Annotated in this window: 7 protein-coding genes; 5 read left to right on the top strand and 2 right to left on the bottom strand. The window is 41.3% G+C overall.

The features are described 5' to 3' along the window. Positions 1-21: 21 nt before the first annotated feature. The 5 genes from odhB (at position 22) to AFM12_RS12670 (ending at position 7,825) form a co-directional block, all read left to right on the top strand. Positions 22-1,557 carry a 2-oxoglutarate dehydrogenase complex dihydrolipoyllysine-residue succinyltransferase gene (gene odhB, locus AFM12_RS12690; protein ID WP_055148756.1) on the top strand — a complete coding sequence of 512 codons (1,536 nt, stop codon included), beginning with the start codon at positions 22-24 and terminating at the stop codon, positions 1,555-1,557. A gap of 59 nt (positions 1,558-1,616) precedes the next feature. Beyond that, positions 1,617-3,023: a dihydrolipoyl dehydrogenase gene (gene lpdA / locus AFM12_RS12685; protein WP_055148755.1), complete on the top strand. Its 1,407-nt coding sequence runs from the start codon at positions 1,617-1,619 to the stop codon at positions 3,021-3,023. 50 nt (positions 3,024-3,073) lie between these two features. Then, positions 3,074-4,204 carry a DUF4249 domain-containing protein gene (locus AFM12_RS12680; protein ID WP_055148753.1) on the top strand — a complete coding sequence of 377 codons (1,131 nt, stop codon included), beginning with the start codon at positions 3,074-3,076 and terminating at the stop codon, positions 4,202-4,204. 77 nt (positions 4,205-4,281) lie between these two features. After that, positions 4,282-5,436, top strand: coding sequence for a DUF4249 domain-containing protein (locus AFM12_RS12675; protein ID WP_055148751.1), 1,155 nt, complete (start codon positions 4,282-4,284; stop codon positions 5,434-5,436). A gap of 7 nt (positions 5,437-5,443) precedes the next feature. Then, entirely contained in the window at positions 5,444-7,825 is a 2,382-nt protein-coding gene (locus tag AFM12_RS12670; protein ID WP_055148750.1) for a TonB-dependent receptor, read from the top strand. A 229-nt stretch (positions 7,826-8,054) separates the two neighbouring features. Here AFM12_RS12670 and AFM12_RS12665 read toward each other — a convergent pair whose 3' ends face one another. Both AFM12_RS12665 and AFM12_RS12660 read right to left on the bottom strand, forming a co-directional pair. Continuing rightward, positions 8,055-11,525 (bottom strand): VCBS repeat-containing protein, encoded by a 3,471-nt coding sequence (locus AFM12_RS12665; protein WP_055148748.1) that lies wholly within the window; start codon positions 11,523-11,525, stop codon positions 8,055-8,057. 10 nt (positions 11,526-11,535) lie between these two features. After that, the gene (locus tag AFM12_RS12660; protein WP_055148746.1) at positions 11,536-14,805 is read right to left on the bottom strand and encodes a VCBS repeat-containing protein; all 3,270 of its coding nucleotides are present in this window, start codon (positions 14,803-14,805) and stop codon (positions 11,536-11,538) included. Positions 14,806-14,843 lie beyond the last annotated feature (38 nt).

Raw genomic sequence — 14,843 nt, 5'->3', positions numbered from 1 at the left:
AAGACAATAGAATAAAGAATCATGGCAATTGAAATGAAAGTGCCTTCAGTAGGCGAATCTGTAACTGAAGTAACCATTGCAGCCTGGGTAAAACAGGACGGTGACTACGTGGAAATGGATGAAGTCATTTGCGAATTAGAATCAGACAAAGCAACATTTGAGTTGCCTGCAGAGGCTGCCGGTGTTTTGAGAATCATCGCTTCTGAAGGAGATACACTTGAAATAGGTGCTCCAATTTGTAAAATTGAAAAAGGAGAAGCTGGCTTAGCCTCTGCTCCTGAAGCTCCGAAAGAGGAAGCTCCTGCCGCTCCGGCTGAATCAGCAGCACCTGCCTCTGGCACTGGAGAAACTGTTAAAGTTACCATTCCTACTGTAGGTGAGTCTATTACTGAAGTCACTGTTAGTTCATGGGCTAAGCAAACAGGCGATACCGTGGAAATGGATGAAATCATTTGTGAGCTTGAATCTGATAAAGCTACTTTTGAGCTACCTTCACCAGCGGCTGGTGTAATTACCACAATGGTTGAGGAAGGTGCTGTAGTACCTGTTGGTGATCTTGTGGCTACTATTGCCGCAGGAGCCTCTGCCCCAGCTGCTGCTCCGGCCTCCAAAACTGATTCTCCATCTAGTTCACCTGCGACCTCAGGTAGTTCAGACTCTTATGCCTCAGGCCATCCTTCGCCTTCTGCCGCTAAGATATTAGCTGAAAAAGGAATAGACGCTTCGGCAGTAAAAGGTACCGGCGTTGATGGTAGAATTACCAAAGAAGATGCTCAAAACGCTCAGAAATCTGCTCCGAAAGAAAGCAAGCCAGCGGCTGCTGAAACGGCAGCACCGGCTCCGGCGGTTAAAGGAAGCCGTGATTCACGTAGAGAGAAAATGACTTCTTTGCGTAAAACAATTGCCAAGCGACTGGTTTCTGTGAAAAATGAAACGGCTATGCTAACCACCTTCAATGAGGTTGACATGAAGCCAATCATGGATTTGAGAAAAGAGTATAAGGATAAGTTTAAAGAAGTACATGGTGTAGGTCTTGGCTTCATGTCTTTCTTCACCAAAGCTTGTGCAATTGCCCTTCAGGAATTCCCGAATGTGAATGCCTTTATTGACGGAGAGGAAATTGTCTACAATGATTATGTAGATGTTTCAATTGCCGTATCAGCACCAAGAGGTCTTGTAGTGCCGGTAATCAGAAATGCAGAAGGTCTGAGTTTCAATGAAATTGAAAGTGAGGTGGTTCGTTTGGCCACAAAAGCTCGTGACAATAAACTTACCATTCCAGAAATGACTGGTGGAACCTTTACCATCACCAATGGTGGGATTTTCGGGTCAATGCTTTCGACACCGATCATTAATGCTCCTCAATCAGCGATTCTTGGAATGCACAATATCGTGCAAAGACCGGTTGCTATTAACGGACAAGTAGAAATAAGACCTATCATGTACGTGGCCTTGTCTTACGATCACCGTACAATTGACGGCAAGGATTCAGTAAGCTTCCTGGTACGAGTGAAGCAGCTACTGGAAGATCCGATGAGAATGTTATTGATGGTTTAATAAATACAAAATGAAAGACCTGAGCACTTGGGTCTTTTGTTTTAAAAACAATATAGAAAATGGATTTTGATGTTATCATAATTGGTTCTGGCCCAGGTGGATATGTTGCAGCTATCCGTGCAGCACAATTGGGTAAAAAAGTGGCCATTATTGAAAAATACAATGTTTTAGGCGGCACCTGTCTTAATGTAGGCTGTATTCCGTCAAAAGCTCTTCTTGACTCCTCAGAGCATTTCCACAATGCCAAACATCATTTTGCGGAGCATGGTATTAAAATCAATGCACCCAAAGCTGATCTGAAAACAATGATTGGCCGCAAAAACGAGGTGGTTGAAAAAATGAATGCCGGTGTTGAGTTTTTGATGAAGAAAAACAAGATCACCGTTTACAATGGTTTTGGGTCTTTTGTTGACAAAAACACAGTCAAAATTGCCAAGACAGACGGTGGTGAAGAGACTATTTCAGGTACAAATGTCATCATTGCTACAGGCTCAAAACCTTTGATTTTGCCTTTCATGAATTTCGATGGTGAGCGAATCATCACATCGACTGAAGCCTTAAATCTCAAAGAAATTCCGAAACACCTTATCGTTATCGGTGCAGGTGTTATTGGTGCTGAGCTGGGTTCGGTTTACGGACGTTTGGGTTCTAAAGTAACTTTCGTTGAGTTTGCCAGTAGCATGATTCCAACCATGGATGGTACAATGGGCAAAGAGCTTCAGAAATCACTGAAGAAGACTATTGATGCCGAGTTCAACTTTGATACTAAAGTGACCAAAATTGAGAGCAACGGAAAAGAAGTTACTGTAACTGCTGAAAACAAAAAAGGCGAGGAAGTTACTTTCAATGGTGACTATTGTCTGGTTTCTATCGGAAGAAGACCTTACACCGATAAGCTGAACCTCGAAGCTGCGGGAGTAAATGTTGATGACCGTGGAAGAGTGGCTGTTGATGATCATACTCTTGAAACAAATGTAAAGGGTATATACGCAATTGGCGACGTAGTTAGAGGTGCTATGCTAGCTCACAAAGCAGAAGAAGAAGGTGTTTTAGTGGCCGAGACTATCGCAGGTCAAAAACCGCACATTCATTATAACCTAATCCCAGGTGTAGTTTATACTTGGCCTGAAGTTGCCTCTGTTGGAGCAACAGAAGAGGAATTGAAAGCCAGCGGCAGAGCGTATAAAAACGGTAAATTTATTTTTAAAGCTTTGGGTAGAGCCACCGCCAGCGGGGATACTGATGGTTTGGTGAAAGTATTAGCTGACAAAGAAACTGACGAAATCCTGGGTATGCACATCATTGGGGCTCGTGCGGCAGATATGATTGCTGAAGGTGTAACGGCCATGGAGTTCAGAGCCAGTGCAGAAGACCTTGGACGTATTTCCCACGCCCACCCTACTTATATGGAGGCGGTTAAAGAAGCTGCTTTGGCGGCTACAGATAATCGTTCCATTCATAGCTAATGTCTATTCGTTAGATAATATTCAAAGAAAAGCCGGAAGTTTGTACTGCAATGAAAAAGCTGTACTTCCTTTCGGTTTTTGCTTTTCTTTCAGCCTGCATTTTACCTTATGACAAGGCTTTTAAGGCTCAAAGGACTGTACTCATTATCGACGCTCTCCTTACTGACAACCCTTCCTTAAATAAAATCACTTTAAGCAGAACAGAGCCATCTCCCGCTATTGATGTTTATAGTTTCAAAGAGACCGGAGCCGAAATATTTCTGTTAACCGATACTGGGGAGCATATTACACTCATCGAAAACAAACCCGGAGAGTACCATTTTCCTGAGGGTTTTATTGCCAAAGAAGGACTCTCCTATTTTCTCAATATTACAACAGCGGATGGCTCTTATTTTGAGTCAGACCCTCAGAGACTTACTCCTACATCCCCAATTGAAAGTGTTACTCAGGTATATAAAACTGAGAATGAAGCTGATTTTATTGGAGCCAGAGACGGACATTCAATTTACTTGAACAGTTCTGATAAACCAGATCAGAAGAATTTCTATCGGTGGGACTGGAAGCTCTATGAAAAAGCTACATGGTGCAAAACCTGCAACGAATCAATCTATTATCGCGATGATACTACACCTCCTGAAGGAGAATGTCGGGCGTCAAGAGGACAATTCAGAAACCTCGTGTTTGACTATAGCTGCGACGGTGAGTGCTGGAGAATAATTCAATCACAAAATACCAATATCATGAGTGATGAATTTGTGGATGGCAGACCCATTCAAAACCGACACATCGCCAACATCCCGATTTATCAATACCGTGGTGCTATTCTTGAAGTCTTTCAATACGGTATAGACGAAACCGTTTATAACTATTTTAAACTGGTTCAGGGAGTGGCAGAAAACACCGGTGGATTGGCAGACACACCACCCACCAGTCTACAGGGAAATGTACGATGTATCTCAAATCCCGGTCAGCCCGTAGCCGGAATGTTTATAGTAGCCGGCGTTTCAAAAACCAATTATTGGTTGGACAGGTCAGATGCACCAACTGACTTTCCTGCTATCGGTTTTCTTGATGGACGTTTTCCAAACCCTGAACCAACTACACCTACAAGGCCGCCACTTGCACCATGTTTGGAGAGCTTGGGCTTCACTTCCACTAAGCCTGTCGGTTGGCAAGACTAATTTGTCGAAATGTTATAATTCAACTATTCGACTGTCATTATTAAACAGTATCTTTCCGATTGACTTTAAACTATTTCATGTCTAATAACCTATTGTCTATCCTTAAAAAAGCAGCTATTGCCTTTCTTTTGGTTAGTGTCGCGTGTGTAGACCCCTATCTCAAAAGGTTTACGGGAACCCAAGACATTATTATCGTAGAATCTATCTTATCCGATCAGGTGATGGGTAATTATGTCTCTTTAACCGAATCAAAGGCCGGTGATGGATTTAATACCAGTTACCAGCCTCTAAAGGGAGCTCAGGTTACGGTCAAAATAAATGATTCTGAAACTATAGCACTCCAGGAAACAGAATCAGGCTACTACGCATACCCAAATGGTTTTAAAGGGGAACCAGGCAATACTTATCAACTTTTCTTTACGACCAAAGGCCAAAACTTTGAATCACGAAAAGAGACGATGCTTGCTGCCCCGGTTATTGAAAATATTTACCATGAGTTTGACTCCAGAGGCATTAAGGACCTTGATGGGAAGCTCAGCCCTTCTCAAAAAGTCTATATTGACACCTCTGACCCTGTGGAATCCCGCGATTTTTATATGTGGAACTGGACTCTTTTTGAAGAACAATTATGGTGTAAAACCTGCGACAATGGCTATTACTATCGTGATAACTCCACCGGTCCTTTGGGCGAATGCCGTGAAGAGCGTTTCAGAAGAGGAAAATTTGATTATCTCTGTGATACACGTTGCTGGGATGTTTTTTCCCAAACTGAGATAAACATTATGAAAGATGAGTTCTCAAATGGACAAACGATCAAGGGAAGGTTAATTGCTAATCTTCCCATTTATCAATTAACAGGTTCTCTCGTTCAGGTTCAACAATTCAGCATAAGTGAAGAAACCTACAAATATCTAAATCTGGTACAGACCCAGGGGCAAAATACAGGCGGACTGGCAGATACGCCACCTGTAACTCTGATTGGGAATGTTTCAAGTACTACAGACTTCAATCAGCCTGTGGCAGGCTATTTCGTTGTGGCCTCTTCAGATCAGAAACTTTACTGGCTTGATAAGCTGGATATTCCAAAAGGAACAATTGCTCTGGGTCTTCTGGGTGACGGCCGAAGTGCCAGACCTGAACCCTCAGGAATGGACCTGACAAGGCCTCCGCTTGCTCCTTGTATCAATAGCGACAAAAGAACATCCGTTAAACCTGAAGGCTGGATAAACTAAGAATTTCATGAGATTACTTATAGCTGTTTTGTTCCTGATATTAACCGGCCCTTTGGCTGCTCAGGAAACTTTTCTTTTTAAAGGAATAGTCACCGATAGCCTTGATGGTGAACCACTTGTAGGAGCTACGGTAACTATTGACTTTGGTGACCAGACCGACTTTGTAAACGAAAAAGGAGAGTTCACATTTGTACTGCCCCGAAAAAAAGTGGTGGCCGTTGTAAGGTACGTTGGCTACTTGCCTTACAGACAAACCATCAACCTTCCTGAAGAGAATCTGAAGGTAAAAATGAGGAGAGTTGAGAATCAATTACAGGAAGTTATTGTCAGCGGGCTTGGGAGTGAAACAGTTAAAAGACCGGTTCTTGGAGTAAGTACTTTGAGTGTAAAAGCCATAGAAAAACTACCCACTGCCCTGGGAGAGGTCGATATTTTGAAGGGTCTTCAAATGCTTCCGGGCATTTCAAGTGTTGGAGAGGCCTCAAACGGCGTAAACGTAAGAGGGGGCACCACAGACCAAAATCTCTTCCTTCTAGATGATGGGCCAATTTTCAACCCTACGCACATGTTTGGTTTGTTTTCGGCTTTCCCATCAGAAGCCGTAACCAGCTTTGATCTTTACAAAGGAAATGTACCCGCTCGTTTTGGCGGTAGAGCAGCGGCCGTACTGGATGTAAAACTTGCGAACCCTGATCTCTCAAAATTCAAAATGCAGGGCGGCATCAGTTTGGTGTCTAATAAGCTCAAAATGGATATCCCGATCATCAAAAACAAGATGGGTTTAATGGTGGCGGGTAGAGGTTCTTTCAACGATTTCCTCTTTCCGATTATATCTGACCAGTTAAGAGATCTTAAAGCAAAATTTGGGGATGGAGCAGCCAAGCTGTTTTACCAGATCAACGATAAACAAACCTTAACTCTGTCTTCTTATTATAGTTACGACTTTTTCCAGACCGAAATGCTGGGAACTATCGGAAATATTAATGCCTCGGCATCGCAATTTGAATACAGCACCAGAAACTTCTCAGGTAAGTGGTTCTGGGCCTTAAGCGATAAAGCTAATATTCAAACAACCCTTGTCAGCTCTTACTATCAACCAAGCACATTGCTACCGGAAAACAACTCAGATAATACAGTAGAAATAAAGCAATCAATCGATTATCAACAGGCCAAGACTAACCTCAATCTTTACCAAGGTAAAAACAACATTGAAATGGGACTAGATGTGGTTAAATACTCCATCAATCCAGGGCAAATTTTACCGGGGATGAGTGAAAGTGTTTTACCGCTAAGTACACCGGTAGAGCAAGGGGTGGAAATGGGCTTTAGCCTAGAAGATGTCATTGACCTCAATGATCGTACAAGCTTCTCACTCGGCCTTCGTTACTCTCATTTTCTAAGTCTTGGGCCTTCAGATGTTCGTGTTTATACTGAAAACGAACCCCGTGATACCAGATCCCTTTCCGAAACTATTACCTATGCCAAAGGTGAAGTGGCTCAATCATACGGAGGTTTTGAGCCCCGTGCAGGATTACGATTCTCTTTATCGGACAGGAGTAGTATTAAACTGGGGTATAATATGGCCCGACAATACCTTCAAATTGTCTCCAATACCACCACGCCGATTCCGACCTCCCGATGGAAACTGTCTGACCTTAACATAAAACCTCAGGTTAGCCAGCTTTACTCTGTTGGCTATTTTCAGGATTCTCCGGGCTCGGTTTTTGAATTCTCAACAGAGCTCTATTACCGTAATACAGATAACATCATTGACTATAAACCGGGGGCCGACTTTCTGTTAAATTCGACACCTGAAACAGAGATCTTACAGGGTATTAACCGCTCGTACGGTGCTGAATTTATGTTCTCGAAAAAGAAAGGAGAGGTTACAGGATGGGTAAACTATACCTATGCCAGATCGCTAAATCAGGTTAATGAAGGACCAAAACAAGATCAGCAGGTGAATTTTGGACAGTGGTACGCGGCTAATTATGACAGGCCACATACCCTGAACGCCTCAATGGTGATTAATCAGGGAGAGCATCATGATTTCTCGTTCATATTCACCTATTCCACAGGCCGGCCATTCACCTCACCACAGGGTTATATTTCCTATAATAATCAGATTTTGCCGTTCTATTTTAACCGTAACGATATCAGGCTTCCCGACTATCACCGCCTTGATTTTGCCTGGAATATTTACAATCCAAAGCTTCGAAATAAAAAGTTCAAAGGTAATTTCGCCTTCTCTATTTATAACCTTTACGGCAGAAAGAACGCTTATTCAGTCTTTTTCAGATCAGAAAATAACAAGTTGAATCCGTATAAACTGACGATTTTTGGAGCACCAATACTTTCTCTTGCATATAAGTTTACCTTCAATCATTGAGTCAAGGCCGAGCATCATAAATTAACTTCTGTCTAATTTCGAGATGACAGCTGACTATACTTTGAGGCAGTCAAAAGCTGATTTTGCTCCGCAATTATAGGTATCAAAAGGTCCCCTCAATTTTTACCGCGTAAATAAACTTTAAAGCGTAAGGTTCTTAAAAAATGAAGGCATCCTTACTCAACAAAACGAACTTCCAGCCTTTGAAAGTAAGACTTTATTAAAAGCCTTACTCCCAGCGAATATCCGTTGCTCCCGCCGGTAAAACGATACCTCTTCCTGATTGAGACAAATAAGAAGATCCCACATAAAGTTCTCTTACCGATTCTTTCCCGTCGACTTTGAACCTGACCTTATGACTCCCTTTAGGAGCGACCTCTACCTTTAGACCGGAACGGAACCCTTTCATTTTTCCCTGATTCTGACTAGCCATAAGGCTCAACTCTCCTTTGGTGTCCACAAAACTCACGAGAGCCTTTCCATCTCCGGGCACTAAAAAACCAGAACTCCAACTCTCAACAAAACCGCCCTTTTGGTCATTGATTAGAAGAAGACCATTGGAAGCATCATAACGACCCGAGTGCTGTTCATTTCCAAAGTTATTACCGACCATAAGTACATCGGGGTAACCATCCTGATTAAAGTCCTGAATGTTGGTACCATTCATAGCGGATAACTGTGCTCGCACAGGCAACTTTTTAACTTTGAATTTCCCTTCGCCAAGGTTTTCGACGTAAACACTGGCGTTAAAGTTCAGAATATCTTTTCTCGCCTTTTCACGTTCTGCCTCAGTTAGAACATTTTCTAAACCTGCTTTTGTAAACTCACCAAATGTCTTGAAGCGTGTCCTGATCGGGTTTAGTTGTTTGTTCAGGTCATCTCTGGTGTTATAAGGCACCTGAATTCTGTTATTGACAGAGTCTCTGAAATACACAAACGGAATAATATCATAGACACCATTTCCATCAAAATCAGCCGAATAGACCTCAACCGGATACTCAGGAGTACCTTTGAAAAGTGCATTTTCTCCAATATTACCAACGATATAATCAACATCACCATCAAGGTCAAAATCAGCACCGTTTATACTTGACCATAAACCTTTTATACCTTCTAAACCTGTTTCAGAAAGTTTTTCGAATCTTCCATCAGTATTCCTGAAAACTGTAATCTCCATGAAATCGCCGGCGACTATCAAATCATTATCGCCATCTCCATCAAAATCTGTCCACAAGCCATCACAAATAAGGCCTATATCAATTAAATCAGGAATAACGGCCTCTGTCACATTACTGAATTTAGGTACACCGTTGACAGATTCGTTTTTCAGAATATAACTGCTGGTAGGCATTGGGTATTTATGAGGTACATTTCTACCAGCGACAAGAAGATCGAGATCCCCATCACCGTCGTAATCACAAGCACGCACACAGGAGCCGGCAGTTTTGACCTCGGGTAAGGCATTTTTTGTCAACTCAAACTTTCCTTTTCCATCATTGACATAAAGCCGATCAAGAAATGACTCTCTTTGTGGCCATTTTTCATTTCCTCCGCTGACCACATAAAGGTCATTATCTCCATCGTTATCAGCATCAAAAAGCAGTACACCAGTATCTTCTTCAATTTTGGAAGCCGAATCAACTTTTGGTAGAAGCAATGCATTCTCAAATCCTCCATTGCTATTTTGCAATAAAAAACGACCTTGTTTAAAGACGGGTCCTCCGAGGAAGACATCTTCCAAATTGTCTCCATTCACATCACCCACCGCTAATGCAGGGCCCATTTGAGATAATCTGAAAGGAATAAGGTTTTGAAAGTTAAAGTCAAGAAAATCTGCTTCACTGTGTGTGAAATTAACCTCAAACTCCTCAAAAAGCGGTTCTAAATCATCTATCTCAGGAACATAATCAAGCTCAGCATCAAGCAAATTGACCGTCAAAACCTGATTGGAGCTGACATCTTTCATTATTTGCATTTTGCCATTAGGCCAAATAACCCGAAGCTCAGAAAGCAAAGAGTCCTTCCCCATCCCAATATGACAAAAAGGCTCCACTGTCGATTTATAGCCTCTGAAAGGGCTATTTTCAAAACTAAACTTTTCACCTTCCTGGTAGATAGCTTCAACTCTGGCACCGATTCCGTTTTGATTTAATGGGCCACCCTTAAAGGCTATACGTAAATAGTTTGTTGAGTTACCCTCCGAATCATTTGAAGTGTTTCGATAGACGAATGCTTCGTCATTTATATTATTGACTACATAATCTAAGTCTCCGTCATTATCCAGGTCAACATAAACAGCTCCGTTACTAAACGACGGTCTTTTCAATCCCCATTCTTCAGTCTTATCACTAAAGCTTAAGTCTCCGTTATTCTTAAACCCATAATTCGTGATTTTAACCGCCGGAATCTTCTCAAGAATTGTCTCTTCTGTCACCAGATTCTCAATTTCAGCCCGGTAAGCCATAAAATCCATGTCTGTTACATCTTTCGGGAAACCATTGGTAACAAGAAGATCACGGTATTTATCATTATCAAAATCTGCAACGGAGGGTGTCCAGCTCCAATCTGTTTCCGCTACGTCAGCGTAGAAACTAATATCAGAGAAAGGCTGGCCCTCACCATTATTGAGCTGCAAAGTATTTCTACCATACTGATAATTGAACTTGTGTTTATCACTAAACTGGAAGAACAGCGAACTATTCGCCGGTGTAAACAATTTCTTACGCTTATTATCACGTGGTACCATGTCTAAAGCAATGATATCGTTAAGACCATCATTATTGATATCAGCGACGTCATTGCCCATAGCAGAATGACTTGTGTGCTTCAGGTATTCGTCCAGTTTATTGGTAAAAGTACCATCCTGATTGTTGATATAAATAAGATCATTGGTCACATAATCATTGGTCACGAAAATGTCCTTCCAACCGTCCCTGTTAATATCAGTAATGTTTATTCCAAGCCCAAAACCCTCAATTTGAATGCCTGCCTCTTTTGAGACATTAGTAAAATAAGCATGTCCAAGGCTGTCAGAATAGTCATTCCGGTAAAGCCTGTCAGTGTTCGCATTTTCACCGGCTACATATTTCTCTCTGAAGAAATTCGGGAACTGGTCAATCTTGTTGGTAAGAACATAAAGATCAAGATCCCCATCGTTATCATAATCAAAAAAAGCAGCGTTTTCAGAATGCCCGTCGTCATTGACTCCATATTCAGCAGCCATTTCCTTGAAAATTGGGATACCGTTTTCAAGTCCCTGATTTACAAAAAGCGTGTTCTCCCGATCTTTGGCCACACTATTATTGGTGGACGTTGCAGCAACATAAATATCCATCAGTCCATCCTGATTAATGTCAACAATTGCTACACCGGAAGACCATTTGTTTTTACCCGCTACACCGGCTATTTCAGTAATTTCCTCAAATTTAAAGTCACCTCTGTTTAAATAGAGCTTATTCTCGGTTTGATTACCACTGAAAAACAAATCCTGATTGCCGTCACCGTCAAAATCACCTACTCCAACTCCCGCTCCGTTATAGATATAATCAAACGAAAGAATGTTAATTGTATCATTCTCAATGATGGTATTTGAAAAGGTAATTCCACTTTCAGTGGAATCAACTAACTCAAAAAGCGTACTTTCCTTTTTACAAGACAAAGCTGAAAGTACGATTAGAAAAATTGCAATTCTTCTCTGCATCCCTAAAAACCTATTTCTTTTCAAAAATTAAAACCTTATCGTTATTTCTGGCCACCACTAATTGATCATTAATCAAAGCCAGATCACGAACTTCTCCCTTTACCGATATACCGGATTTTTGAGGATCAATAAATTTGAACTTCCCATTCCCAATACCTTTAAAATATCCACCCTTGAAACCATCATGTCTTCCTATTTCAGGCTTGAGACGATAATAATTGCCACCAAGGATATAATCTGTAATTCCATCTTTATCAAGATCTGACACTTCAATGGCAAAAACAGGTGAAAGCTGGGCCTCTGCCTGTAAAGGCTCTAAAACCAGCCCGTCAGGTGTGTTTTTCAATACCGAAGTCGAGAAGTTAGTGGCTACCCTCTGAGTAGATTTCACCAACGCGTCCTCCGGAAAAATATCCCTGACTTGCTTTTGTGCATAATCCTGATATTTTAAAATACTCTTTTTCAATGAAGGCATCTGAGTGGTCAAATCCATCTTTGTGGCGAAAGGATAAGGCTTTTGGTCCTCAAAAGAAAACCACTCCATAATGATATCGGGTCTTTGATTTCCATCAAAATCATTAATATATAACTTGACAGGTCTCTTTTCACTAGCCTTTATTTTCATATTCTCACCCCAGTTGCCAAGCAAAAAGTCAGTATCTCCATCTCCGTCATAATCGGCCGCTTTGATGCTATTCCACCAGCCGTGACTCATAGGAACTTCAAGGCCTTTCTCAAGGCTTCCCTGATTATTGATAAAAACTGTGACCGGTATCCACTCCCCTACTACAATTAAATCAGGAAGTTGATCCGCATTTAAATCGGCCCAAACGGCATCTTTTACCATTCCTATTGGGCCTGTATGTTCACTTGTAATATCCGTGAAAGTACCACCCCCGTCATTTCGTAAAACATAAGACCTTGGACTCAAACCATATGCTCCGGGAATAGACGACGCTCCAAGAAATAAATCAAGGTCGCCATCATTGTCGATATCCTGCGGCTTGATACAACTGAATTGACCTTTGGCCTTAGGCCCCTTGACCGCCTCTTTGGTAAAATTACCTTTACCATCATTCAGGTAAAATTTTGTGGTAAATACTGATATGTCGCTTTGGGGTTCATTTCCACCAGTACCAGCCAAATAATCTAAGTCTCCATCTCCGTCAGCATCAAATAATGCTCCGCAAACTATCTCCGCTTCCTTCTCCAACTCAAAAGCCGGAGTCTTCTTGAGAACAAATCCATTTCCCGTTTGAATAAATAACTGGTCTGCAAAGCCTTTGGCCCCGGGTAAAATCAGGTCCTCCTTTCCGTCATTATTGACGTCTCCTTTAATAAGTTGAGGCCCCTCGGCAGAAAGCATATGTGGTAGAAGCCTATCCTGATCATAGTCAATAAACAGATTCTCAGTATGGACCATTTGAGTCTCTATTTTTCCGAATTCCCCCGACTGAGAAGAAGGGTATGAAAACATTTCAGTGGCGTCTGCGATATTGATACTTAAGATTTGATTGACCGCCTGCTCTCTTAAAAGTTGACTTTTACCACCCGGCCAGATGATTCTAACAGAATCAATTTTCTCAGAATTCGGGAATCCAAAAATTAAGTCGGGGTCAACCGAACTTTGAAATCCCCGGGCTGTTAGGCTATGAGCATTTTGAGCTAACTCATTCTGATATACGAAAACCTTTGTACCAATTCCCTTAGGATTTTGTTCACCTCCCTTCAGCTTGATTTTCAGATAGTTCTTTCCTGACTCTACAGCCTTATTTTGATAAACAAAGGCCTCCATATTTACATTATTGACCACCAGGTCAAAGTCTCCATCATTATCCAAATCTCCATATGCCGAGCCATTGCTGTAACTGGGTTGGTCTAAGTCCAACCCTTCCGAAAGATTCACAAACTGATTACCTGATTGATTGATGAAAGCATAATTTTTCCGCTGGTTATTTGGCAGATATTCTACAAAATCAGAAAAATCATATCGCCCTTTTTCTTCAACTACTTTTTTAATTTGTTCTCTATCACTAATAAATTCGATGAAATCTGAATCCGTTATATCGTGGTAAATGCCATTACTAACGAAAAGGTCTTTAAGGCCATCCATGTTCATATCAAAAATCAAAGCTCCCCAGCTCCAATCAGTTGCACCAACGCCCGAAAAATAAGCCGACTCCGTAAACTGTCCATCTGCAGAATTTATCTGGAGGCAATTCTGGATGAATTGGTAGTAGTAACTGTTTTTATATTTTAAATCAAACTGATAATACTCATCAAATTTTGTTGCTGCCTTTACTCTGTAATTATCCGGCGGCAACATGTCCGTGGTAAAAATATCCAGCGTACCGTCATTATTGATATCCGCAATATCAGACCCCATACTGGATACTGAAGTATAAGGAATCCGTTCAGTTAGTTCGTCCTTAAAAGTACCGTCCTTTTGATTTATATAGAGATAATCTCTCTCCCAGAAATCATTTGAAATGTATATATCAGGATAAAGGTCATTATTAACATCACCCACCGAGATTCCAAGGCCAAAGCCAATATCGCTCGAGTATATCTTAGATTCTTCTGTAATATTGGTAAAGCGGCTGCCGTCATTTCGGTAAAGCCTGTCCCCACCACTGCTGTTATAATCGAATCTATTTCTGGAAATTAATGAAATGCGTTCAGGGTCTTTGTAGCTATTATTGAGTACGAAACAATCCAAATCACCATCAAGATCATAATCAAAAAAGGCCGCATGTGTTGATAGACCAGAATCATTTAAACCAAACTCAGCCGCACGCTCCGTGAATGTTAGATCGCCATTATTGAGAAATAATTCATTCTCCTTATTTTCCTTTGCTGCATCACCTGAATAACAAACGTAGATATCCAGAAGACCATCTGCATTAACATCAGCAAAGGTTACTCCGGTACTCCATGAGCTTTTCCCTTCTACTCCAGCGGCTTCAGAAATATCTTCAAACTTCATATCTCCTTTGTTGAGATAAAGTTTATTCGGACTCATATTAGCTGTAAAGTAAATATCATTCAAACCGTCGTTATTGATATCACCTATAGCCACACCCCCACCGTTATAGTAATTCCGATAGGTCAGGACATTAAAGTCTTCCCGATCCTGGACTTCGTTCACGAAAGTTACACCGCTCTCTGAGCCTGAAACAAGCTCAAAAGGGATTCCATTATAACCGACCTCAGCTAACTTATTTCCAGTTTTAGCACATGCGAGAAGCAAAGGAATAAGAGAGAATATTAAATACTTCATTTAACTTTCCAGGAGTAGAATATGGTATACAAAACTAA

It is taken from the genome of Jiulongibacter sediminis, from assembly GCF_001306455.1.
Taxonomy (GTDB): domain Bacteria; phylum Bacteroidota; class Bacteroidia; order Cytophagales; family Spirosomataceae; genus Jiulongibacter; species Jiulongibacter sediminis.
The sequence above is the reverse complement of the archived record's forward strand: the minus strand, read 5'-3'. Positions and strand labels throughout refer to the sequence as shown.

What these genes read in the sequence shown, in the direction of transcription:
- AFM12_RS12670 (WP_055148750.1), top strand. Translation starts at nt 5,444, where the DNA reads ATGAGATTACTTATAGCTGTTTTGTTCCTGATATTAACCGGCCCTTTG.
- AFM12_RS12665 (WP_055148748.1), bottom strand. Translation starts at nt 11,525, where the DNA reads ATGCAGAGAAGAATTGCAATTTTTCTAATCGTACTTTCAGCTTTGTCT.
- AFM12_RS12675 (WP_055148751.1), top strand. Translation starts at nt 4,282, where the DNA reads ATGTCTAATAACCTATTGTCTATCCTTAAAAAAGCAGCTATTGCCTTT.
- AFM12_RS12660 (WP_055148746.1), bottom strand. Translation starts at nt 14,805, where the DNA reads ATGAAGTATTTAATATTCTCTCTTATTCCTTTGCTTCTCGCATGTGCT.
- AFM12_RS12680 (WP_055148753.1), top strand. Translation starts at nt 3,074, where the DNA reads ATGAAAAAGCTGTACTTCCTTTCGGTTTTTGCTTTTCTTTCAGCCTGC.
- lpdA (WP_055148755.1), top strand. Translation starts at nt 1,617, where the DNA reads ATGGATTTTGATGTTATCATAATTGGTTCTGGCCCAGGTGGATATGTT.
- odhB (WP_055148756.1), top strand. Translation starts at nt 22, where the DNA reads ATGGCAATTGAAATGAAAGTGCCTTCAGTAGGCGAATCTGTAACTGAA.